This is a genomic window from Pannonibacter sp. I15F10I1, assembly GCF_900185665.1.
GTDB classification, from domain to species: domain Bacteria; phylum Pseudomonadota; class Alphaproteobacteria; order Rhizobiales; family Stappiaceae; genus Pannonibacter; species Pannonibacter indicus.
Genome location: NZ_FYAN01000016.1, coordinates 25,169 through 46,366 on the forward strand (window position 1 = coordinate 25,169; position 21,198 = coordinate 46,366).

21 protein-coding genes and 1 tRNA gene are annotated in these 21,198 nt (G+C 64.2%); 3 read left to right on the forward strand and 19 right to left on the reverse strand.

The window, feature by feature from the left end:
- Nucleotides 1-10 precede the first annotated feature (10 nt).
- Nucleotides 11-1,693, forward strand: coding sequence for an alpha/beta fold hydrolase (locus tag IF10I1_RS11375; protein WP_186392870.1), 1,683 nt, complete (start codon nt 11-13; stop codon nt 1,691-1,693).
- On the opposite strand, the gene IF10I1_RS11380 is transcribed toward IF10I1_RS11375, so the two are convergent.
- From IF10I1_RS11380 to IF10I1_RS11405, 6 genes are all read right to left on the reverse strand, one after another.
- On the reverse strand, nt 1,681-4,128 hold the full coding sequence (locus tag IF10I1_RS11380) for a glycoside hydrolase family 2 protein (RefSeq protein ID WP_186392871.1): 2,448 nt from the start codon (nt 4,126-4,128) through the stop codon (nt 1,681-1,683). The genes IF10I1_RS11375 and IF10I1_RS11380 overlap by 13 nt on opposite strands.
- Nucleotides 4,129-4,480: 352 nt before the next feature.
- Nucleotides 4,481-5,479, reverse strand: coding sequence for a DUF1839 family protein (locus tag IF10I1_RS11385; RefSeq protein ID WP_186415306.1), 999 nt, complete (start codon nt 5,477-5,479; stop codon nt 4,481-4,483).
- A 1-nt stretch (nt 5,480) separates the two neighbouring features.
- Nucleotides 5,481-6,389, reverse strand: a complete 909-nt coding sequence (locus IF10I1_RS11390; RefSeq protein WP_050474359.1) for an amino acid--[acyl-carrier-protein] ligase — start codon at nt 6,387-6,389, stop codon at nt 5,481-5,483.
- Between the two features lie 31 nt (nt 6,390-6,420).
- Nucleotides 6,421-7,602 carry an acyl-CoA dehydrogenase family protein gene (locus IF10I1_RS11395; RefSeq protein ID WP_186392874.1) on the reverse strand — a complete coding sequence of 394 codons (1,182 nt, stop codon included), beginning with the start codon at nt 7,600-7,602 and terminating at the stop codon, nt 6,421-6,423.
- Complete coding sequence (locus IF10I1_RS11400) at nt 7,602-7,850, reverse strand: acyl carrier protein (RefSeq protein WP_050474357.1); 249 nt, start codon at nt 7,848-7,850, stop codon at nt 7,602-7,604. The genes IF10I1_RS11395 and IF10I1_RS11400 overlap by 1 nt, the downstream gene beginning before the upstream one ends.
- Nucleotides 7,851-8,101: 251 nt before the next feature.
- Nucleotides 8,102-8,635, reverse strand: a complete 534-nt coding sequence (locus IF10I1_RS11405) for a cytochrome b (protein ID WP_050474356.1) — start codon at nt 8,633-8,635, stop codon at nt 8,102-8,104.
- Nucleotides 8,636-8,916: 281 nt separating this feature from the next.
- On the opposite strand from IF10I1_RS11405, the gene IF10I1_RS11410 reads away from it, so the two are divergent.
- Nucleotides 8,917-9,774: a RibD family protein gene (locus IF10I1_RS11410; protein ID WP_208977352.1), complete on the forward strand. Its 858-nt coding sequence runs from the start codon at nt 8,917-8,919 to the stop codon at nt 9,772-9,774.
- Here the strand turns inward: IF10I1_RS11410 and IF10I1_RS11415 are convergent.
- From IF10I1_RS11415 to IF10I1_RS11470, 12 genes are all read right to left on the reverse strand, one after another.
- Nucleotides 9,765-10,568: a class I SAM-dependent methyltransferase gene (locus tag IF10I1_RS11415; protein WP_186392875.1), complete on the reverse strand. Its 804-nt coding sequence runs from the start codon at nt 10,566-10,568 to the stop codon at nt 9,765-9,767. The two genes, IF10I1_RS11410 and IF10I1_RS11415, sit on opposite strands and share 10 nt — an antisense overlap.
- 20 nt (nt 10,569-10,588) lie before the next feature.
- Entirely contained in the window at nt 10,589-11,674 is a 1,086-nt protein-coding gene (locus tag IF10I1_RS11420; protein WP_186392876.1) for a glycosyltransferase family 4 protein, read from the reverse strand.
- Nucleotides 11,671-12,072, reverse strand: coding sequence for a 6-carboxytetrahydropterin synthase (locus tag IF10I1_RS11425; RefSeq protein ID WP_186392877.1), 402 nt, complete (start codon nt 12,070-12,072; stop codon nt 11,671-11,673). The genes IF10I1_RS11420 and IF10I1_RS11425 overlap by 4 nt, the downstream gene beginning before the upstream one ends.
- A 4-nt stretch (nt 12,073-12,076) precedes the next feature.
- On the reverse strand, nt 12,077-13,087 hold the full coding sequence (locus IF10I1_RS11430) for a zinc-binding alcohol dehydrogenase (protein ID WP_186392878.1): 1,011 nt from the start codon (nt 13,085-13,087) through the stop codon (nt 12,077-12,079).
- Between the two features lie 189 nt (nt 13,088-13,276).
- Nucleotides 13,277-13,744, reverse strand: coding sequence for a PTS IIA-like nitrogen regulatory protein PtsN (gene ptsN, locus IF10I1_RS11435; RefSeq protein ID WP_050474443.1), 468 nt, complete (start codon nt 13,742-13,744; stop codon nt 13,277-13,279).
- Between the two features lie 79 nt (nt 13,745-13,823).
- Nucleotides 13,824-14,429, reverse strand: a complete 606-nt coding sequence (gene hpf, locus IF10I1_RS11440) for a ribosome hibernation-promoting factor, HPF/YfiA family (protein ID WP_082206083.1) — start codon at nt 14,427-14,429, stop codon at nt 13,824-13,826.
- A 261-nt stretch (nt 14,430-14,690) separates the two neighbouring features.
- The gene (gene rpoN / locus IF10I1_RS11445; protein ID WP_186424507.1) at nt 14,691-16,259 is read right to left on the reverse strand and encodes an RNA polymerase factor sigma-54; all 1,569 of its coding nucleotides are present in this window, start codon (nt 16,257-16,259) and stop codon (nt 14,691-14,693) included.
- Between the two features lie 72 nt (nt 16,260-16,331).
- A complete protein-coding gene (lptB, locus tag IF10I1_RS11450) occupies nt 16,332-17,114 on the reverse strand; it encodes an LPS export ABC transporter ATP-binding protein (RefSeq protein ID WP_050474349.1) in 783 nt (260 codons plus the stop codon).
- Between the two features lie 96 nt (nt 17,115-17,210).
- Nucleotides 17,211-17,756 carry a lipopolysaccharide transport periplasmic protein LptA gene (gene lptA / locus IF10I1_RS11455; RefSeq protein WP_186392880.1) on the reverse strand — a complete coding sequence of 182 codons (546 nt, stop codon included), beginning with the start codon at nt 17,754-17,756 and terminating at the stop codon, nt 17,211-17,213.
- Nucleotides 17,753-18,412 carry an LPS export ABC transporter periplasmic protein LptC gene (lptC, locus tag IF10I1_RS11460; protein ID WP_186392881.1) on the reverse strand — a complete coding sequence of 220 codons (660 nt, stop codon included), beginning with the start codon at nt 18,410-18,412 and terminating at the stop codon, nt 17,753-17,755. Before lptC ends, lptA begins: the two co-directional genes overlap by 4 nt.
- A 254-nt stretch (nt 18,413-18,666) precedes the next feature.
- Nucleotides 18,667-19,287 (reverse strand): ribonuclease D, encoded by a 621-nt coding sequence (locus IF10I1_RS11465; RefSeq protein ID WP_186392882.1) that lies wholly within the window; start codon nt 19,285-19,287, stop codon nt 18,667-18,669.
- Between the two features lie 150 nt (nt 19,288-19,437).
- Nucleotides 19,438-19,523 (reverse strand) — tRNA-Leu (locus tag IF10I1_RS11470).
- A 174-nt stretch (nt 19,524-19,697) separates the two neighbouring features.
- Between IF10I1_RS11470 and IF10I1_RS11475 the strand changes: the two genes are divergently transcribed.
- A complete protein-coding gene (locus tag IF10I1_RS11475) occupies nt 19,698-20,672 on the forward strand; it encodes a complex I NDUFA9 subunit family protein (protein WP_186392883.1) in 975 nt (324 codons plus the stop codon).
- Nucleotides 20,673-20,874: 202 nt separating this feature from the next.
- Here IF10I1_RS11475 and IF10I1_RS11480 read toward each other — a convergent pair whose 3' ends face one another.
- Nucleotides 20,875-21,123, reverse strand: coding sequence for a DUF1127 domain-containing protein (locus IF10I1_RS11480; protein WP_050474345.1), 249 nt, complete (start codon nt 21,121-21,123; stop codon nt 20,875-20,877).
- Nucleotides 21,124-21,198 lie beyond the last annotated feature (75 nt).

Consider the following 21,198-nt stretch of genomic DNA (forward strand, 5'->3'; position numbering starts at 1 on the left):
ACCCGCCCTGATGATGGGACCTCCCGCAGAAACGGGCGTGATCCTGATCGAGGACTGGGGCTACACCGGCCTCTGCGCCCGGCGCAGCATGCGGCTTCTGGCCGAGCGGCTGGCCGCGGCCGGCTATCCGGTGCTGCGGTTCGACCTGCCCGGCATGGGCGCTTCCTTGCGCAATCCGGAAGAGATCGACGGGCTGGAACAGGCCGCAACCGCCCTTGATGAGGCGGCCGAAGCCTTGAGCGCCGCCCGCGCCTGCAACCGTTTCATCTTCGCAGGGCTCGGCCTTGGCGCGCTTCTGGCGCTGGACCGGATGGCCCGTCAGCCGCAGAGTGCCGCCGCGCTGATCCTCATGGCCCCGCCCGTTTCGGGCCGCAGCTGGCTGCGGGAGAACCAGCTGAATGCGGCCATGATCGCGGAGCGCACGGGTGTTTCCACGCCGCCGTTGCCGGGCATCGCCTTTCATGTGGCCGGGATCGCCATGCCTGAGGGGCTGGCGGGCGCCATCCGCTCACGCCGGATGACTGCGCAGGACATTCCGGCCAGCCTGCCTGTCCTCGTCATGCCCCGTCCCGGACGGACGGCCGAAGAGGACTTTGCCTCGAATCTTGCCACCACGCATGCCAAGGCAACGCGGTTCGACTTTACCAGCTATGACGCCATGGTCACGGACCCGACCCTGTCGCAGGCGCCGCTGGATGATCTCGCCGGACTGGCCCTGTGGCTGGAGCAGGCCTTGCCGCCCGAGGCCCCCGCCCGCGCTGCTGCCCCGGCAAGTCCGGCGATCCTGTCCGCCGCCAGCTTCACCGAGGAAACCGTCATGCTGGGCCGGTACGGCCAGATGGCCGGAACCTGGTGCAAGCCTGTGAGCCAACCGGAAACAGCCGGCCCCGTGGTTCTGGCCTTTTCCGCAGGCGGCACGCCGCGCACCGGCTGGGCGCATGGCATGCGGGACATGGCGCGGGCTCTGGCCGCGCAAGGTATCGCCTCGCTGCGGGTCGATGCTTCCGGCATTGGCGACAGCGTGGCCGCACCCGAGGGGCTGTATCCTGTCCACTACAGCGCGCCCCAGATGCAGGATGTGACGGATGCGCTGGACTGGCTGAGTGCACACGGCTACTCCCAAGTCATCGCAACGGGTGCCTGCAGCGGCGCCTATCTCGCCCTTCGCGGGGCTGTGGCAGACACACGGATCAAGGCGGCTGTCTGCGTCAATCTGCAACGGCTGCTGTGGGACCGGCGCGAGGATATCGCCGACCTGCTGCATTTCGGCCATGACGATGCCGCCGGCTATGCGGGCAAGCTGCTGGACCCGGACAAGCTGCGCAAACTGTTCTCCGGTGGCGTGCCGGTGCTGCGGCTGCTGAAATACATGGCCGGACGGGCACTGCAAAAGGCCGAAGAGAAAACGGCGCCCTGGGCCATGGGCCTGACGCCCTCATCCCGCCTGCAACGGCAGATCGCCAGAGATCTGGCGCTTGTCTCCGGACGCGGACAGACCATAGACCTGATCTACAGCCCCAACGACCCCGGCCTGCCCTATCTGGAACAGGCACTTGGACCCGATGGCGCCAAGGCAGCCAGCCTGCCGGGTGTGTCCGTTAGCTTCCTCGAAAAGGCGGATCACAATCTGACACCGCCTGAGGCACGCGCTGTGTGGCTCGCTCACCTGCTGAAGGCGGCTCAGCCCTCGTAGCCCGCACCTGCCAGCGCATTGACCGCCGAGACCAGACCGCGCGGTGCCGCATCAGCCGGAGCAGAGTCTCGCCGCCTGAGGCGCACACGGCGCGGTGCTCCGGGCGCAAGGTGGAACCAGTTGTCTTCCGCGATGAAGCTGGGATCCTCCACATGCAGGCTTTCGGCAAGGCGGCTCGCCGTCACCTCCAGCGCCCAGTTGCCGTCCTCGCATCTCTCTGCCGCCACCGTCAGCCCCAGATCCTGCGGTGGCAGATTGCGGCCAGCGGGGAAATGGAACGCCTCGCTGAGGCATTCGCCCGTCTCCGCATCCGTGAGGCGCAGCACCGTGACGGAATGCGCCAGCGGGCCGAAACGGTAGGCATAGGTGATGTCGAAGAAGCTGCCGATGAGATCAACGGCAGGGATGATCTGCCCCGAACGGGCGGCAAGCTCCATCTCGCGGGCAGCACTCAGCACCGGCACATGGCCGTCCCGCAGAGCCTGCAAGGAGAGCTTCACCCGGCGCGGCTCTGCCGTCTCATTGAGAAGATGAACATCAAGGCCGTTGGTGCCCTCGTCCAGGGCCAGCACCTGAAGCGGGCGCAGCACATGCGCCAGGGCCTGCAACGCCGGCTTGGGCTCTCCGCCCGCCGCGATCAGACCCCAGCCGCAGCCGGGGGCAAGATCGCTCAGAGCCAGCACCAGCGCGCCCCGGCAGGAAGAGCCAACCCGCCGCCACTCGGCAAAGGTCTCCGCCATCACGGCACCACTGACAGCACGCGACAGTATAAGATAGCGCGCCAGGTCTTCCGCCGCGAGCGCCTGCGGGTCCACCCGGTAAAGCTCCCTGAGATAATGATCCCGCACATCCGCGAAATCCCAGTCTGCACCCCGGTCTTTGGGAGCCAGCGCCTTCCAGTCCGCATCTGACGGTTTGCGGCCTGCAAGGCCCGCGTCATCCGGCAGATTGGCGAAGGCAAGGCACTCTCCGGCAAAGCGCACATTGGCGCGGCGGACATCTTCCAGCGGGCGGCGGTAGGCCCCGGTGCCGTAGTAATGGCCGATGCCTTCCCCCGGATAGAACGGCAGGCTGCCGCCAGAAGGGGAGTTGGGCACATAAGGGATACCGGGCGCCTCTTCCGCCGCAAGGCGCGGCAGCAACTCTCCCGAAAGCGAACAGGCGCGCCGCTCTGCAGGCAGACCCATCATCGCCGCCTGCTGCTGCATTTCGCTGCCGCCGCACAGCACGGTGAGGCAGGGATGCGGGCTGAGACGGGCCAGCGCCTGCCGCGCCTCCACCTCGACGGAGGCGGCAAAGGCCTCGTCCGCCATCGGATAATCGAAATTGGCGAACTGAAAATCCTGCCAGAGCATCAGCCCCAGTTCATCGCACAGATCGAGCAGATCATCGCTGGCATAAACGCCCAGGCCCGGCACGCGGATCATGTTGAACCCGGCCGCCACCGCCGCCTCCAGATGCGGGCGGCAGACCTCGCGGTCATCGCGCAGCGCCAAGAGATCCGCACTGGTCCAGACCGCGCCACGGGCAAAAACCGGCAGGCCATTGAGGATCAGGCCGAAGCCCTTGCCATCCGCTCCCCGGTCCACCCCGATGCGGCGGAAGCCGGTGCGGCCAAGCCGGGTCTCAATGCCGCCCTGCTCCAGCACCACATCATGCAGAGCCGGGGTGCCATGGGTTACGGGCCACCAGGGGGCCACGCCGGGCAGATGGAGATGAGCCGTGAATGTGCCGGGGCCGGTCTGCTTCAGCTCCGCAGAGTGACCGGCACAGTGGATCACGGCGCCCGTCATCCGTCCAGCTGCGCACATGTGCACAACGAGATGCCCAGTGCCGTCTTCATCCAGATGTGCCGCCATGCTCTGCAGAACCGGCGCATCTGCATCCGCCCTTTCGATCCACACCGGCTTCCACGGTCCCACGGCCTCGATCTCCGGGCACCAGCCGGGCATATGGCCGAGCAGCGTGGTGCGGATGCCGCGCAGCGCAGGCTCATCAATCAGCATGGTCTTCCAGCGGGCGCGCGGCAGCTTGCGGGCCAGCAGCCCGGTCAGAGCCCGGAAGACGAGAACAAGCGTATTCCGGGCCTCAGCCTCCACCTCAACGGCGTAGCTTCGGAACATATTGTCCGTCTCCAGCACGCAGGTGCCGTTCCACCAGATCTCACAGAGCGTCGCCAGCCCCTCGAAGATGAGCCGGTGACGGCCGGGTTGGGCGGTGACCTCAGCGCTGTAGCAGACATCCCGGTCCTGCAGCGGCATGGGGACTGCCGGATCAAACCGCCCCGCCCGCGCAAGCGCTTCCGCCGCCGTTCCGGGCACGGGCGCGGGAATGCTCTCCAGCCCGGCAAGCTCTTCGGGCCTTGCAGCAGTGCCAACCGGCAGCACCACCATGCGCCAGTCTGCGGTGATCGGTTTCCGCCCAGCCAACTTCATGCGCCCTGGCCTCCATGGGTGGCCTCAAGGACCGTTTCCTTGGCACAGCCTCTCCGCTCCCCTCCCCCTCGTGGGGAGGGGGTAGGGGTGGGGGGATACGGCCTCTCCTGGCGGCAAGAAATTGCATGATTCCGAACCGCCATACCGCTTCCCCACCACTCAATAAAACAACGGTTCATCAGGTGATTGCGAGCTTAGAGCCCCCCACCCCTTACCCCTCCCCACGAGGGGGAGGGGGGCTGAAAGGCAGTGCCTGAATGACTTGGTGCCGCCTTGTCCTAGCCCACGACCGGCTTCAAACAAGGTGTTTACATGCCATGGCACACCAAGAACAGAACGGCAGCGCGTACCCTCAAACAGATGTATCACAAACCGCCACCAGCCCCGCCGCCAGCTCATCCCAGGCATCGGCAGCCGGCATCAGCGCCGGTGTCAGCCGGTCGAAGGATTTGCGCATCACGGCGCGGGCGAGCTGGAACTGCACCGACTTGGCACAGGCCGAAATGGTGCGGGCATGAGCGGCAAGCGGCGCCAGGCCGCCAAGCTGCGCGTGGTTGGCGGAAAGCCAATCGAGATGAGCAGCGAACAGCTCGAAATTCGCGCCCAGCTGACGCAGGGTGTTGAAGGCATAGAGGTGGAAGAAGCCGAAGGGCCGTTCCGCAATCGCCTCCACCTGCCCGGCAAAGACAGCGGCAAAGCTGCGCACCGGGTTGGCAGCGGGCCTTGCGGCAACATGGCGGGCGAGGATCTTAGCAGCGCGCTGCGCAATCTCCGGCCCCTGCGGCAATGCAGCCGGGAACTTGACGAACTCGGTATAGGGCAGCAGCGGCAAGGCGTCCGGCGCGGCATTGCGGTGGAAGATGCCGTCGAAATCTTCCCCCTCCAGCCGGTGCAGGCCAAGATTGTGGAAATAGTCCATCTGCCGGGCTTCAAGGTCGAGCCGGTTGATGGCCACCGTCGTCTTGCCATGCTCCTTGCGGTACGCGGTGCCCTGCGTGTCCGGCAGGAAGAAGCTGTCCAGCTCGACAAGGCACAGCCGCCCGCGGCGGATCTGCTCTGCCACATGCAGCTCCACCCGGTCGTAGATGGCAAGCTCCGTCACCCGCAGGCCGAAGAGCGTTTCCAGATCCTCCAGCGGCACCTTGAAGAAGGTGAACTGATCGCCCTCGAAATCCTGCGTGATGGCAAAGCCTAGCGCTGCCTCCGGCGGCAGGCCGAGCGCGGCCAGAACCTCGATCCATATGTCGAGATAGCAGTTGGTTTCCGGCCAGTCGCGCGACAGGTCATGCAAGGCATGGCGCTGATAGGTCTCGGGCGAGAGCGCCGGAAACACCTTGTCCGTCACGGCCATCTCAGCCCCACAGCACCTTGCGCACCCCGGCCGGCCAGCTGCCGGTGTCGAGGCCATGGTGAGCAAACAGCGCCAGCGCCACGCGCTCCAGGCCGAAGCCGACGCAGGCCGTATGTGCCACTTCGCCGTCCGCCGTGGTCAGGCCCCAGGTCTTGCCGAAATGGTCCTGATGGTAGTTGAAGGACAGGCATGCGGTCGGCTTTTCGGTGGAGGTCACCGGCACCAGCAGCTCGAACTTCAGGTTCTGGTCGCGCTGGTTGTTGGAGAGCATGCGCCCGGCGCGGCCGAAGAACGGGTCATTGGCCACATCGATGGCGACCGGCAGGCCGACGCTGGCAATCAGCTCCTGCCCGCGCTCCATCCACGACTGGCGGAAGGCCATTACTTCGTCCGGCGTGCCCATGCGCACATATTCGCGCATGCGGAACAGCTGCATGCGTGCCGGATCCTTCGACGGCTCATGACGGAAGCAGTAGGACTGAAGATCGAAGATGCCGCCGCGCTCCGGCAGCTGCCCGCGCCGCGCCACGGTGGGATAGAGCGGATAGCAGGCGGCCGGCGTCAGCACGATATCCGTTGCCTCCTGCCCCTTGGTCCAGTCACCGCCCTCGGCCATGCATTGCAGCAGGTTCACATGGTCCAGCTCGCAGCCGCAGAAACTGTGTACGGTTCCAGCCAGCTGCGGGAAGCTCTTCATATAGCCCGAGCCCTCGAAATGGGCGCGGTTCATGCCCGGCGGAAAGCGGATGACCTCGGCATGCTGGTCCGCCCCGAAGGCCGACACAAGCGCATCGAAGCGCTGGATCACATCCTCGAACACCCCGCCCCGGCCATAGAGGCCATCAACGCCCGTGTCGATGAGATGACCGGCAGCAAACAGCCGGTCGAGAAGGGAAGCCTGCATGTCCATGTGTCCCCCAGAGGTCTGTGTCTGGAATGTCTCAGCCGAGCAGGCTGGTGTCCTGCCGGTTCATCAGCAGAAGCGTGGAGGTATTGCCGAGAATGCGGTCGTTGGAAATCATCAGCTGCGCCGAATGCGCATCGCGCAGATGGCGGCCAAGGCTGTAGGGCGTGCCGTTCTTGTAGCCCATGATGCCGCAGACCAGCAGGCAGTGATTGATGATGTCGAGGATCGTCTGCGAGGAGGCGATCTTCACATTGTTCATGGAGACGGCAAAGCTGATGGAGGACAGCCGCGTCTCGTCTTCCCGCGCCGCCTCATACTGCTGCAGCGCCGCCAGAATGTTGGACTTCACCAGCTGCAGCAGGTTGGATGCTTCAGCCAGGCGCAGCGCACCGGGCGGCACGGTGCCGGGGCTCTTGCGCGCTGCGGCCTTCACGAAGGCCTGTGCCCGCGCAAAGGCATCGGCGGCAATGCCGAACCACACGCCGCTCCACAGAATGTGCGAATAGACCAGCATGGACTGGGCCGCGATCTCGGCAAAGGGCTTGGGCAGAATCTGGCAGGCCGGTGCCTCGCCCTTGAACAGAAACCCGTCGGAGCGGGTTCCGCGCATGCCCAGCGTGTCCCAGTGATGGGTCTTGTCGAGGCTGTACTGGCCCTTCAGAAACACGGTCATCACCTGATCGGACGGTGCGCTGTCGGCCTTTGCCCGCGAGGTGACGAGGATGGCATCCGCTGCCTCCGCATAGGAAATGACCGTCGCATCCTTCTCAAGCCGGCAGATCCCGTCCGCCACCTCGACGGCGCAGATGGAGTTGCGCAGGTTGCCGCCAATGCCGCCTTCGGTGGTGGCGGAGGCGAGCAGAAGCTGTTCGGCCGCGATCCGGCGCATGAAGCCTTCGTGCCACGCATCGCCCTGCCCGTGCGCCACAAGGCTCGACACCTTGATCTGGTGCATGGCGAAAATCATGCCCGCCGCTGCGCAGGCCTGACCGAGAACGGAGCAGACTTCCGCCAGCTCCGCCGTGGAGGCGCCTTCGCCGCCGAGGGCCACGGGGATCTGCAAGCCAAGCAGAAGCTCGGCCCGCATGGCATCCAGCGCCTCCTGCGGGAAGCGGCCGGAGGCATCCACATCATCCGCATGGGCGCCAGCCACGGCCGCAGCACGCTTTGCACGCTCCGCCAGGGCCAGGGCACGAACCGGCCGCAACTCGTTCATCACGCCACCTGTCCGGCTGTCAGCGAGGCAACGGCCGCAGAAATCGCCGCGATCGAGGCAAAGGTCTTGCGGTTCAGCAGCGTCTCGGGAAACTCTACATCGAAGGCATCTTCCAGCCCCAGCATCAGTTGCACGGAAGCAAAGGACGACAGGCCCGCTTCGTAGAGGTCATCCTCATCGCGCAGCGTATCGACGGGCACAGGCAATCCGCCATGCCGGGAAATCAGGTCACGGATCGTAGCAGTCATGAATTATCAACCCCAAACAACGCCAGCCCTACCCTCTCGCACCGGGCCAGTGATGGAACTTGGCGGTGAGGATAGGCAATCGCAGGGATCATGGCACGCGCAAAGATACAATACAGTTAAATCAAGACTGCAATTCGTCCGTTTTCATTAACCTGCGATAAACTTACTCTGCGTGCTTAGGTCTTTTCCCTTAGGAAACCGCCAAAGCAGCATACCCGCATGAGGCCTTCGAGCAGAACAGCAGCCTTGCCTCATCCCAGCATCCGGCGCAGCGTATCATCCCGCAGCACGAAATGATGATGCAGCGCCGCTCCGATATGCAGGAAGATGAGCGCGGTGAAGGCCAGCCCCAGCGCCATATGCAGGCGGAAGAGACTGGCCGCCAGTTCCCGGTCCTGCCCCGTCAGCGGCGGCAGGGTGAAGAGGCCGAAAACCTCTATCGCCGCGCCAAAGGCCGAGGTCGCCACCCATCCGACCAGCGGATTGAGCAGCAGAAAGCCATAGAGCAAGCCATGGACGATGCCCGCCGCCCGGCGCTGCCAGACAGGCATGGCATCAGGCAAAGGCTGCGGCGGATGGCGCAGCCGCCAGAAGAGGCGCGCCAGCGTCAGCACCATCAGCACGACGCCGACCGAGCGGTGAAAGTCGAACAGGCTGTTCTGCAGACTTCCGGGGCCGACACGGATCATGACAAACCCGGCGGGCACCATGGCGAGCACAAGCCCCGCCGTTACCCAGTGAAACAGGCGGGCACCGCCACCATACCGGAACGTATCCCTGCTCATCACAGCCTCTCCCTGCTGCCTTTGCGTCACACAGGATCGCATGCGGGACGCCGAAGGCAAGGCCTGTCACGATTACGTGAGCCTTGCATCGGAACGCCTCCGCCATGCGTAGTGTCGACAAAGGCAAGGTAAACCCTATTTACCTCTGCTAAAACTGGTTCGGGGGCGAACTTCGGGACAGCGTGTGCCAGAGCGGCGCTTGAGTATTTCAGGGCAGAATGCCGCAGCAGCACTGGCCCTGAAACCAGAGGGTGGAGAGGCGCAAGGTGAGGTCAACACGGATGCCAGCGGCCCTGACGGCAGGCCAAACGACGCAGACGGCGACGCAAGCGGCGACGCTTCGGCCTCAGCGTGATCCTGCTCTCCGCCTGACCGCCTTTGCCGATGACGAGGATTGGCGAGCCGTGCTGGCCGCCGCCCGCGCGCCCGGAAAGCCCCTGCCGCAACGGTGGGACAGCCTCTTCGGTCCGCTGGTCCACCTGAGACCGGATGAAACCCGCGTGGTGGGCCAGCTTGGCCAGTCCCTCGACGGGCGTATCGCCACGGTCAGCGGTCATTCCAAGTATATCAACGGCTCCGGCTGCCTGTCGCATCTGCACCGGCTGCGCGCGGTCTGCGATGTGGTGGTGGTTGGCGCCGGAACGGCCATTGCCGATGATCCGCAGCTGAATGTGCGCCTTGTGGAAGGGCCGAACCCGGCCCGGGCCATCATTGATCCAAGTGGCCGCGTGCCGTGCGGCCTGCGCCTGTTCGAGGATGACGGCGTGCGCCGTCTCGTCATCACGGCGGCAGACACGCAAGGAGACTGGCCCGAAGGGGTGGAGGTGCTGCGGCTGGAGCGCCTTGCCTGTGGCGGGCTCTGCCCCTCGGCCATCGTGCGGGCACTGGCAAAGGCGGGTTTGCGCCGTATCCTCGTCGAAGGCGGCAGCCAGACGATTTCCCGCTTCATCGCGGCCCGCACTCTCGACCGGCTGCACCTGCTCATCGCACCGATGATCATCGGCGCGGGGAAGATGGGGCTGGAGCTTTCGCCGATCCAGACCCTGCAGGAGGCCCTGCGCCCGCGCATGACGCCGCATCAGGCCGGTGACGAGGTGCTGCTCGACTGCGACCTGCGGTCCTGCCCGGTTTATTCCTGAGGCAAGGCAGCGATGTCGAGATGACCAACCTGAAGGGTTGAGCGGCCGGCGGCAATCTCCGCCAGCCGGAAGGCAAGCCAGCCCGCAATGCCCGCAGCATCGACGCCCATCTCGCCGGCGGCATCCGCCCAGCCGCGCACAAGCGCTTCCTGAAAGGCACCATGCTCCGGCCCGGCCTGCCAGTCGGATGTGCCCTGTACCACCCGGTAACCAGCTCTCTCGAAAGCACGCGCAGCATAAGGCGCAGCATCCGGGCCCAGCGCCGGGCCAAAGCCCTTGTCCGTCTGCTGATGCGCATTCATCGCAAGACGCACGGTTTCATCCAGCGGATGGGGCGGGAAACACACGGCCCGGCCATCATAGGTGAGACTGGCGAGAAAAGGCTTGCCCGCAGCGCTGACCGCAGCGGCAAGAGCATCGGCAAATCCGGCCGTGACCAGATCCAGAAAGGCCGAGGTCGTCACCCCATCCGTTGCAGTCAGATCAAGGCCTCCAAAACCTGCAGAAAGATCGGTTTCCCGGCACTCGATGGCAACTCCCGCCAGCCCCGAAAGCCGTGCCCTGGCCTGTGCCAGCAGGGCCGGATCATGATCGGTCAGCAGCCAGCGCTGCCCCTCGCCCAGCCTGGGCGCAAGCGCGGCCACGGTTGCGCCAGTGCCGCTGGCCAGATCCGTCAGATGCGGCAGCCGCCCCTCAGGCAGGGCGTCAAGAAACACCCCTTCCACAGCGGCGTTGCGCGCCGCCTCATCCAGGGGGAAGCGCAATGCCAGCCATTCAGCTGAAAATCCCGCCATCCGTCTTTCCTTTCTCCTGATCAGGCCGGGATGCGGATCGCAGCAGCGTCGAGCGCAGCCGAGAACTGGCGCGCGGCCTCTGTCCAGTCCGGCATGCGGTCAGCTGCTTCGCACGCCTCTGCGGCCAATTGCCGGCGCAAGGCGCTGTCCGCCATCAGCCTGCGCAGTGCTGAACGCAAACCTTCTACGCTGCCGGGCGGCACATAGATCCCGCCGCCACCGGACAGGCTGCGCTCCACCGCAGGGCCGCCACTGCCGATGACCGGCAGCCCGCGGGCCAGCGCTTCGGTGAAGGCCATGCCAAAGCCCTCATAGTGGCTGGCGAGCACAAAAAGATCTGCCGCTGCATAGGCGGCCTCCAGCACGGTGCTGGACAGTGCGCCGTGCAGGGTGATCCGCCGCTCCACCCCATGCGCCGTGATCTGCTGCACCAGCGCAGCGTGACAGGCTTCGTCCAGAACGCCGCCCGCCACGTCCAGCTGCCAGTCAAATTCCGTCAGGCCCGCCAGCGCCTCCACCAGCACGTCATGCCCCTTGCGCGGCACGATGGAGCCAACGGACAGGAGACGCAGGCCCGGCCCGCCGCTGCCCAGCGCCTGCGGCGCCCGGTCCGTGCCCGGCTCCACCACATGCAGATGCGCAGACGGCACGGCAAAAAGCTCACGCACCCGTGCCGCCGTCGCATGGCTGGTGACGATCACCTCATGGGCATGGCGCAAGGCCTCGCGTTCGGCGGCTTCCAGATGGCGGGCGAGTTGCGGGTCCAGACCGTTTTCGAGGCACAGCGGATGATGCAGCAGGCAGACGAGCGTGATGCGGGGTGCCAGCCGCGCCGCAACAGCCCCAAGCACCGCATAGGCAAGGCCATCCACCACCAGCAGCGTGTCGTCCGGCAGGGCCTCAAGGGCCGTTTCAGCTTTGCGCAGCACCTCCGGCTCCGGACAGGGAAACCCCTCGCCCAGTTCCAGCAGCTCCACGTCCCGGCCAAGCTCCCTCAGCCCGGCGATGATGCGCCGGTCATAGCCGTAACCACCGGTCGGCGTGTCGAGATTGCCCGGAAAGGCGAAGACAATGGGGACTTTGGGAGCAGAGGCCTCACGTGTCATGCCACAGGCGCCTCATACCAGGCGCGGGCCACATGCGACTCGGAGATGGTCACCCGGATCACCCGGATTTCGGCTCCGGGACGGCCCAGCCGGTTGTCCCTTGCGGCCTGTGCCAGATGGTCATGCACATGCTTGGTCAGGAACTCCGTCGTCGTGTTGATCCCGGCGAACTCCGGCACCTCATCGAGGTTGCGGTAGTTCAGCGGTAACAGCACTTCCTTCAGCGCCTCATGGGCCCGGCCGATATCGATGACAACGCCATTGGCATCAAGGCTGTCGGCCAGAAAGGCGGCATCGACCACAAAGGTCGCCCCATGCAGCGCCTGCGCCGGGCCGAACAGCTCCCCCTTGAAGGAGTGGGCAATCATCACGTGGTCGCGAACTTCAACGGCAAACATTCACTCACTCCGGTTGGTCATAAACAACAAGCGGCGCCAGAGCCGAACGGTCGTGCAACAACACATGCGGCAGGCGCTCGGGCAGGCTGGAAAAGGCAAGACGGGGGTATAGAAGTGCATCGAGGCGGTCATCAGCCAGCAGCGACAGCGCCGTCTCCAGCCTGCGGCGGAAGGTCCAGCGGTTGCGGCGCTGCGCCGGGATGCGCCCGACCTGCGTTGATTTCAGCACCAGACGGCGGCTGTGAAAATCCGCCCCCAGCGGCACGGATACCGGCTTTGCGCCATACCAGCTCAACTCCAGCACGGTGGCTTCATCCCCGGCGCAGGTGAGCGCGGTGGCAAGCCCTTCGGGCGAGGCGCTGGCGTGGATGACGAGATCCTGATCCCCCGGCGCCTCTGTGGGCAAGGCAAAGCCAGCCCCAAAGGACGCAGCAATCTCTGCACGGGAGGGATCGATGTCCACAAGCGTCACGCGGGTGCCGGGAATGCCTGCCGCCAGAAACACGCAAAGCAGACCCAGAACGCCACCACCCACCACGCAGATGTGATCACCGGGGGCGGGCGCACCGTCCCACAGGGCGTTGAGAGCGGTTTCCATATTGGCCGCCAGAATGACCCGCTCCGCCGGAATGACCTGCGGCACCGGCACCAGCATCTCCAGCGGCGCGTCGAACAGATCCTGATGGGGATGCAGGCAGAAGACGGTCTGGCCAAGCAGTTCCGGCGGACCAGCCTCCACCCGTCCCACGGCGGCATAGCCATACTTGACCGGATAAGGAAAATCGCCCTCCTGCAGTGGCGCGCGCATGCGCTGCCATTCAGCTTCCGGCACCAGCCCGCTCAGCACCAGCCGTTCCGTCCCCCGGCTGACACCGCTTGCCAGTGTGCGCAACCGTGCGCGGCCGGGTTCCAGAAGAGCAAGCTGCTCTCGGCGCAGCTCGCAGGCACCACTAGCCACATACCAGAGCGCCGTGGCTGCCCGCTGCCCGTTCCCGGCGTTCTCATCAGCTGTCATTGCTGCCTGTCCTGCAGTTGGCATGTCTTGCTTCTCATACGCAGGGTCGCACAGACTGGAGCAGTTCGCACAGGTCCTGAGGGCGCAAAATATAGATCATACAAAAACACCCCGCCTAGGATCCCAGGCAGGGTGTTTGAAAACTCTTCGGTGCTTGAGCGGGAGGTGCCCGCCCAAAGTGCCCGCCGGTCAGGCCGCGTTCGAGGACGACTGCGGCTGGGTCAGAAGCACAAAGGCCGCTTCCGCGTCGATGGCCGTGCGCAGGCCGCTCGCAATCTTGGTGTCGCGCAGCTGGCGGGCGATCCGGGCCAATGCCTTGAGATGGTCCGCACCTGCCCCTTCCGGGGCTAGCAGCAGGAAGATGAGATCGACCGGCTGGTCATCCAGCGCATCGAAGTCGACCGGCTTCTCCATCCTTGCGAAGACTCCGACCAGCTTGTCGAGTTTCACCAGCTTGCCATGGGGAATGGCCACGCCATGCCCAACGCCGGTGGACCCAAGCCGCTCACGCTGCAGCAGCGTGTCGAAGATTTCGCGTTCAGACAGGCCCGTCAGTTCCGCGGCCTTGGTGGCCAGCTCCTGAATAGCCTGCTTCTTGCTGCTCGCCTTCAACCCGACGACAACCGCTTCCTGAGATATCAGATCGCTCAGATCCATCATTCTTTTCCGTTTGGTCCTCAAAAACGCTCCCGGCAGGTTGCCCCGCCGGGAGTGCAGAACTTGAGGACAAGATGGCCTAGTTGGCCGCTTGCTGTCCAATCAAGGCTGGGTCAATCCAGCCGATATTGCCGTCCGGGCGCCGGTAAACGACGTTCACCCCGCCATTCGCGGCGCTCTTGAAGACGACGACCGGAGCTTCGGACAGATCCAGCTCCATGACCGCCATGCCGACGGTGAGGGTCTTGATCCGGGCCGAGGTCTCGGCAATGACCAGCGGATTGAAATCCGCCGGAACTTCCTCATCCTCCTCCGGCGAAGCCAGCACGTAGGACGGGGCTTCGTAGAACTCACGCGCACCATTGGCGCTGTTATGCGCCTTCAGTTTGCGCTTGTAGCGGCGAAGCCGCTTCTCAATCCTGTCCGCAGCGCGGTCGAAGCTCGCGCGCGGATCATGGTCCTCTCCGGACACCTGCAACACGATCCCCGTGTCGAGATGCAGCGAGCATTCCGTCTTGAAGCCCGCGCCTTCGCGCGTCAGCGTGACGTGCCCGTTAAAACCGCCGTCGAAATACTTCGACAAAGCGTCGGCGATCCGGTCGTTGACATGGACGCGCATTGCATCGCCAACATCAACGTTCTTACCCGAAATCCGCAGTGTCATGGGGACCTCTTCTTGTTTCATGGACCGTTTCCTGCCGGCGGGAGCCGGCTCACGGAGCTTTCGCCCCGGACGGAACAGCATGACCCAAACGGCACTTCGGCGCCACACCCCAGACATTGCTTTCGCGGGCGGTGCTATAGGCGGCACTGCCCATAAAGTCAATTGGCGGCTCTGACAGCCTCAGTGGCCGGGCGGATCAAACCTCCCGTCCAAAACATATAGGATCACAATTTGGCTTTGTGAGCACCTACTGGACGAGAGTCCGATTAATTTTTGCTGTCTTCAGGACAAGCCCTTCTTTTCCCTGCGTCTTTGCACGGAAGAGCCGAGGTGCATGGCCTCGCGGTATTTGGCCACAGTGCGGCGGGCGATGTCCACGCCGTCGTCCTTGAGGCGCTTCACGATCGTGTCGTCGGAAAGTATATCGTCCGGCGATTCGGCATCGATCATCTGCTTGATGCGGTGGCGCACGGCTTCCGCCGAATGGGCATCGCCCCCTTCCGTCGCCGAGATGGCGGAAGAGAAGAAATACTTCAGCTCGAAGATGCCGCGCGGCGTTGCCATGTACTTGTTTGAGGTGACACGGCTGATCGTGGATTCATGCATGCCGATGGCATCGGCAATGGTCTTGAGGTTCAGCGGCCGCAGGTGCTCGATGCCATAGGTCAGGAAGCCATCCTGCTGGCGCACGATTTCGGTCGCAGCCTTGAGGATGGTCTTGGCCCGCTGGTCGAGGCTCTTCACCAGCCAGTTCGCTGTCTGCAGGCAATCGGTCAGATAGCTGCGCTCGGTCTCGTTGCGAGCCGTGCGGGTGATGGAGGCGAAATAGGTCTGGTTCACCAGCACGCGCGGCAGTGTTTCGGTGTTCAGTTCCACCGTCCAGCCGCCGTCAGAGGCGGGGCGCACCAGCACGTCCGGCACCATTGGTTGCACGATCGACGAGCCATAGGCGCGGCCAGGCCTCGGGTCCAGCGCCTTGATCTCGGCGATCATGTCGGCAAGGTCTTCCTCATCCACGCCGCAGATGCGGCGCAGCGCCGGATAGTCATGGCGCGCCAGCAGCTCGATATGCGCGATCATGGCTTCCATCGCCGGGTCGAAGCGGTTGCGCTCCTTCAGCTGGAGGGCCAGGCACTCGGCCAGCGAACGGGCAAAGACGCCGGACGGCTCGAACCCCTGCATCACGGCAAGAACGGCCTCGATGCGGGCCGCAGGAATGCCGAGCTGCGCAGCAGCTTCCTCCAGATCGAGATGCAGATAGCCGTTCTCGTCGAGGCTGTTGATCAGGTGCTGGCCGATGATCTTGTCCACCGGATCGGCAAAGGCCAGATGCATCTGGTCCATCAGCACCTGAATGAGGGATTCTTCCTCCGCCACGAAGGCTTCGAGATTATAGTCCTCGGAGGAGGCTGAGCTGCTGGCCCGGTGGCTGTCGATGCCCAGAAGCGAAGCCGGTTCCGGCGCTGCGGAGACGCCGGGCTCATCGGGAAATACATTGCCGAGGTCGGTGTCCATCTGCGACGCGATGCTCTCGGCCTGCGGCTCAAGGTCGCTCTTCAGCCACTCGGAGGGGGCACCATCGCTGCTGCTGAACTCGCCGCCGCCGGCCTCGAAATCATCCCCGCCGGATGCATCGGAGGCGCCATCGTGGTCACCGCCCTGCCCGTCGGCCGCCCCAGAGCCGTCGCCACTTTCCGTGCGCTCCAGCAAGGGGTTACGCTCCAGCTCCGCCTCCACATAGGCAACCAGATCGAGATTGGACATTTGCAGCAGCTTGATCGCCTGCATGAGCTGCGGCGTCATGATCAGCGACTGGCTTTGCCGCATCTCAAGCTTGGTCGAGATTGCCATGGGCGGGGGGCGTTTCCTATCCTGGTGCTTTTTGGTCCGTTTCTTGCTTATAACCTAGCACCACCGCCCTGTTCAAAGCGTAAATTGCTCTCCGAGGTAAAGACGGCGCACATCCGGGTCCGCCACGATGTCATGCGGGGCCCCTTCCGTCAGCACTTCGCCCGACGCGATGATATAGGCGCGGTCGATGAGGCCAAGCGTTTCGCGGACATTATGGTCGGTGATCAGCACGCCGATGCCGCGCTGGGTGAGATGGCGCACCAGCTGCTGGATGTCGCCCACGGCGATGGGATCGATACCGGCAAAAGGCTCGTCCAGCAGCATGAAGGACGGGCGGGTGGCCAGCGCGCGGGCAATTTCCACGCGGCGGCGCTCGCCGCCCGACAGGGCGATGGAGGGCGACTTGCGCAGATGGGTGAGGCCGAATTCGGCCAGAAGCTCGTCCAGATCGGCTTCGCGCTGGCGCTTGTCCGGTTCCACCACTTCCAGCACCGCGCGGATGTTGTCTTCCACGTTGAGGCCCCGGAAGATCGAGGCCTCCTGCGGCAGGTAACCGATGCCGAGGCGGGCGCGGCGGTACATGGGCAGGCTGGTGATATCGAAGCCGGACAGGGTGATCTGCCCCTGATCCGGGCGGATGAGACCCGTGATCATGTAGAAGGTGGTCGTCTTGCCCGCCCCGTTCGGCCCCAGCAGCCCGACGGACTCGCCCGGGTTGACGGTCAGCGAGACGTATTTGACCACCTGGCGCTTGCGGTAGCTTTTGCCGATGCCTTCGACCGTCAATGCGCCGCCGGCATAGGCTTCGTCGGATACAGGACCGGCGGCGTCACGGCCGGAGAAGGGGAAGGGCAACCATTTCACGCGGGAAGCATCCTGACGGTAAGAGACAGCTCTTGCACACACCCTGGGCCAGCCGGCCGCCGCTCTCCCTTGCGGCGGAAGACAGGCTCAGTTTCCGGCGGGCGGAGTGTTGTTCAGGCTGTTGGGCTGAATGAGGACCTTCACACGGCCCGACTTGGGCGCTTCAAGATCCGCCTGACCGGTGGTGAGATTGACCGTCAGCTTGTTGCCGACAACCACATTCGGCCCCTGGCTGAGCACGACCTCACGGCCGGTCATCACCATTCTATTGGTCTTCATGTCGAAGTTGGCTTCATCACCCGTTGCCGTCTGATCCTTCGAGGAGATGAAAACACGGCCGGAGGCCTCGAGGCGGGAAATGTTCTGTTGGGCACTCTGGGTAGCCGAGCCATCGTAGAACACCTTGAGGCGCTGGGTCTTCAAAGTGGTCTCCCCCTGCACCACGACCACGTCGCCGGTAAAGGTTGCCACCTTGGAATTGTCCTCGACCTGAAGCTCCCTGGCCTCGATCTGAATGGGCTTGTCATTGTCCTGACCAAAGCCCTGGAATGCATTATTGAAGGTCTGGGCGGAGGCCCCGACGGGTACAATCGCCAAAGTGGCGAGTGTCAGCAAAGTGCGGATACCCTTCATTGCGGTTTCTCCGTGTTCGAAGCACCGGGTCTCAATACCATCTTGATACCATCGGTGAATCGGGCAATGCCATTTTCCTGATCATATGTGAAGCCATTGGCGGCAATATCTCCGCCACTGGACACGACCTGCATGGATCTGTCTGTTACGACCTGTCCTGACTTCATGTCCACGTCAACGCTATTGAACTCAATCTGGTACTTGCCGCTCCAGTTGATCCGGACACCTTCGAACAATCTAAGCGTCTCGGCGCTGCTGTCGTATGTGCCCTTGTCGGACGTGATCTGTGCTTTTTCTTCCGGATTGGAGACGATCTCGGCCGTGATCATTTCCAGGTCAATGATGCGCGGATTGGTCAGGCGCTGGATCGCACGCTCGGCCAGAACCCGGTAGGTGCGTTCACCGTCATTCCCCGACAGCTCCGGCCGGTCCATGACCAGCCCCTCGGAAGTCAGCGTCACATTGCCAATGCCAAGGCTGTTGAGGAGATTGAAGACGAAGATCAGCCCGCCCATGCCCAGCAGCACGATCAGCCCGAGCACAGGCAGCAGGATGCGAAGGGCGCGCACACGGCCTGAGTGACGGCGCGCGTTTGCACGGGCCTTGTCGACCCGCCCGTCTGTCACATCCCCGGAGCGCTGTGTCGTCTGATCCATCTTCTCTCCCGGCTCACGGCCGCGTCACACCGTCATGCGAGCCCCGCCTGCAAGGGGCCGACCCCATTCACCTGGCGCAGACTTGCGCCGGATTCATGGCCGCACCCACAGGCTCACCGCACCGTGATCGCGCAACTGCACGCCATGCGGGGATTGCGTCACTCTGCCGTCCAAGCATGCATCCGCATATGGGGTATGCAGCGAACGTTAAAAAGATGCAACGCAGCGATAATCAGGCAGAAGGAGTCACCCGTTCAGCTATGTGCAAAAATATCCTGTTCTTCCCAGCCAAGCAGATCAAGCCTTGCACGGGTGGGCAGGAACTCAAAACAGGCCTGCGCAAAACCGGTGCGCTCTTCACGCTCCAGCATCATCTGCAGCTGGGCGCGCAGCGCATGAAGGTGCAGCACGTCGGAAGCCGCATAGGCAAGCTGCGCATCCGTCAGCGTTTCAGCCGCCCAGTCCGAGCTCTGCTGCTGCTTCGACAGGTCCACACCCACCAGTTCACGGGTGATGTCCTTCAGGCCGTGCCGGTCCGTGTAGGTGCGCACCAGCTTGGAAGCAATCTTGGTGCACCAGACCGGCGACACGGTGATGCCGAGATACTGGTAGAGTACCGCCAGATCGAAGCGGGCGAAGTGGAAAATTTTCACCTTGGCCGGATCGGTGAAGAGGCGGGCGAGATTCGGCGCCGAATTCTGGCCGCGGGCGATCTGCACCACATCCGCCGTGCCATCGCCGGGCGACAGCTGAACCACGCAGAGCCGGTCGCGGTGCGGGTTGAGACCCAGGGTTTCCGTGTCCACAGCCACGGCCTCCACACCCTCATAGTGGGACAGATCGGGCAGGTCGTGCTTATGGTAACGGATGGTCATCGGCGGAAATCCTGAAGTTGCGTCGGGTTCTTTCAGCACATTCCCCGGCACCGGGCAAGATCCGGCGCAGTCATTGGGAGGGCCTGAAAGCGAAAAAGGCCCGCTTTCGCGGACCTTTTCGATCTGAACCTTGGTAGTGATCCAGAAATTTGGTGCCCAGGAGAGGACTCGAACCTCCACGCCTTGTGAGCGCTAGTACCTGAAACTAGTGCGTCTACCAATTCCGCCACCTGGGCTGTGAGGAGGGCTTTTAGGGGTGCTCTGAGGGCTTGTCAATCGTCCTTTTGAGAGAAAAATGCATTTGCACACATGCCGCCTTCACAGGCGGGGAGCAAAGGGCTAAGAACCCAAGGTGCGCCGCCATCCGGGCGGCCCATTGCTTCAAGTGACGCGACAAGGAGCCGGCCGCTATGCATTCGGCGCTCAATGGAAAACTCGTTACCGTCTTCGGTGCTTCCGGCTTTCTCGGCCGCCATGTGGTGCTTGCACTGGCACGCCGCGGCTACCGGATTCGCGCAGCCGTGCGCCGTCCGGATCTGGCCGAGCACCTGCAGCCGCAGGGCGGCGTTGGCCAGATCATGCCGGTTCAGGCGAACCTGCGTTACCGCTGGTCTGTGGACCGCGCCGTCGAGGGGGCGGATGCGGTCGTCAATCTGGTGGGGATTCTCTATCAGTCCGGCCGCCAGAGCTTTGATGCCGTGCAGGGCTTCGGACCGCGCGCCATTGCGGAAGCCGCCCGCGCTGCAGGCCTGAACGGCATCGTCCATGTCTCGGCCATCGGCGCTGACGCAGCATCCCCCGCCGCCTATGCCCGTTCCAAGGCAGCCGGCGAGGCTGGTGTCCTGGAGACGCTGCCGGACAGCGTCATCCTGCGCCCGTCCATCGTGTTCGGCCCGGAAGATGATTTCTTCAACCGCTTCGCCGCCATGGCGCGCATGTCCCCGGTCCTGCCGCTCGTCGGCGGCGGGGGCACGAAGTTCCAGCCGGTCTACGTCGGTGATGTTGCCGCCGCGGTTGCCAAGGCTGTGGACGGCGGCTGCAAGCCGGGCACCGTCTACGAACTGGGCGGCCCGGAAGTGAAGAGCTTCAAGGAATGCCTTGAGCTGATGCTGGAGATCACCCGCCGCAAGCGCCTGCTGCTGCCGCTGCCCTTTGGTGCGGCCGAAATGCAGGCCCGGGTGCTGCAGCTGCTGCCCAAGCCGCTGCTGACGGTGGACCAGGTGAAGATGCTGCGTGTGGACAACGTGGTTTCGGCAGCTGCCGAAGCCGAAGGCCGCACTCTGGCAGGCCTCGGCATCAACCCGTCCTCGCTCGCCGCCATCCTGCCGTCCTACCTGACCCGCTTCCGCGAGCACGGGCAGTATGATGCCCACCGCGTGGCCTGAAGGGCCACGCAGAGAAAGGGTTTCTGGGTGGCCTGAAGGGCCACGCAGATAAAAGACTCTGGGTGGCCTGAAGGGCCACGGAACACGGTTGAATTTGCAGGGGCGTCATTTGGCGCCCCTCGTTTTTTGCCCCCATCGTCATCCCGGCTCGCGCTTCGCTCCGTCCGGTATGACGATCGAGAGGGGCGATTCTCTGGGGGCGTCATTTGACGCCCCTGTTCTTTTGGGTGCTCGCCCCCTTTTTCCGCCTCGGCTCCAGCCAGTGGCCCGATGGCGTCAGCCCGACGTCCTTGAGCAGCCGCTCGTCCAGATGCGCGATGTTGCGGCGGCGTATGCGGCGCAGGCGCTCCTCATGGAGCCAGTCTCTGAACTGTGCCAGAATGCCCGCCAGATACGGCAGGAACCCTGATGCTGCGGATGCCTTGCGGTCTGAAGTTTCGTTTCCATGCATCGTCCTGTCTCCTCTCACACGCCCGCTCAAGTCCCTTCTTGCCGGGCCAGTGAAAGCAAGGATGCCAGCCCAAAC

Excerpts from the sequence above, each read along its gene's own strand:
- IF10I1_RS11480 (WP_050474345.1), bottom strand. The coding sequence starts at position 21,123 with ATGCATGGAAACGAAACTTCAGACCGCAAGGCATCCGCAGCATCAGGG.
- IF10I1_RS11415 (WP_186392875.1), bottom strand. The coding sequence starts at position 10,568 with ATGGCGGGATTTTCAGCTGAATGGCTGGCATTGCGCTTCCCCCTGGAT.
- IF10I1_RS11430 (WP_186392878.1), bottom strand. The coding sequence starts at position 13,087 with ATGACAGCTGATGAGAACGCCGGGAACGGGCAGCGGGCAGCCACGGCG.
- IF10I1_RS11385 (WP_186415306.1), bottom strand. The coding sequence starts at position 5,479 with ATGGCCGTGACGGACAAGGTGTTTCCGGCGCTCTCGCCCGAGACCTAT.
- IF10I1_RS11425 (WP_186392877.1), bottom strand. The coding sequence starts at position 12,072 with ATGTTTGCCGTTGAAGTTCGCGACCACGTGATGATTGCCCACTCCTTC.
- lptC (WP_186392881.1), bottom strand. The coding sequence starts at position 18,412 with ATGGATCAGACGACACAGCGCTCCGGGGATGTGACAGACGGGCGGGTC.
- IF10I1_RS11475 (WP_186392883.1), top strand. The coding sequence starts at position 19,698 with ATGCATTCGGCGCTCAATGGAAAACTCGTTACCGTCTTCGGTGCTTCC.
- IF10I1_RS11380 (WP_186392871.1), bottom strand. The coding sequence starts at position 4,128 with ATGAAGTTGGCTGGGCGGAAACCGATCACCGCAGACTGGCGCATGGTG.
- IF10I1_RS11390 (WP_050474359.1), bottom strand. The coding sequence starts at position 6,389 with ATGGACATGCAGGCTTCCCTTCTCGACCGGCTGTTTGCTGCCGGTCAT.
- IF10I1_RS11405 (WP_050474356.1), bottom strand. The coding sequence starts at position 8,635 with ATGAGCAGGGATACGTTCCGGTATGGTGGCGGTGCCCGCCTGTTTCAC.
- IF10I1_RS11395 (WP_186392874.1), bottom strand. The coding sequence starts at position 7,602 with ATGAACGAGTTGCGGCCGGTTCGTGCCCTGGCCCTGGCGGAGCGTGCA.
- IF10I1_RS11420 (WP_186392876.1), bottom strand. The coding sequence starts at position 11,674 with ATGACACGTGAGGCCTCTGCTCCCAAAGTCCCCATTGTCTTCGCCTTT.
- IF10I1_RS11375 (WP_186392870.1), top strand. The coding sequence starts at position 11 with ATGATGGGACCTCCCGCAGAAACGGGCGTGATCCTGATCGAGGACTGG.
- lptA (WP_186392880.1), bottom strand. The coding sequence starts at position 17,756 with ATGAAGGGTATCCGCACTTTGCTGACACTCGCCACTTTGGCGATTGTA.
- IF10I1_RS11465 (WP_186392882.1), bottom strand. The coding sequence starts at position 19,287 with ATGACCATCCGTTACCATAAGCACGACCTGCCCGATCTGTCCCACTAT.
- hpf (WP_082206083.1), bottom strand. The coding sequence starts at position 14,429 with ATGAAACAAGAAGAGGTCCCCATGACACTGCGGATTTCGGGTAAGAAC.
- IF10I1_RS11400 (WP_050474357.1), bottom strand. The coding sequence starts at position 7,850 with ATGACTGCTACGATCCGTGACCTGATTTCCCGGCATGGCGGATTGCCT.
- IF10I1_RS11410 (WP_208977352.1), top strand. The coding sequence starts at position 8,917 with ATGCCAGCGGCCCTGACGGCAGGCCAAACGACGCAGACGGCGACGCAA.
- ptsN (WP_050474443.1), bottom strand. The coding sequence starts at position 13,744 with ATGGATCTGAGCGATCTGATATCTCAGGAAGCGGTTGTCGTCGGGTTG.
- rpoN (WP_186424507.1), bottom strand. The coding sequence starts at position 16,259 with ATGGCAATCTCGACCAAGCTTGAGATGCGGCAAAGCCAGTCGCTGATC.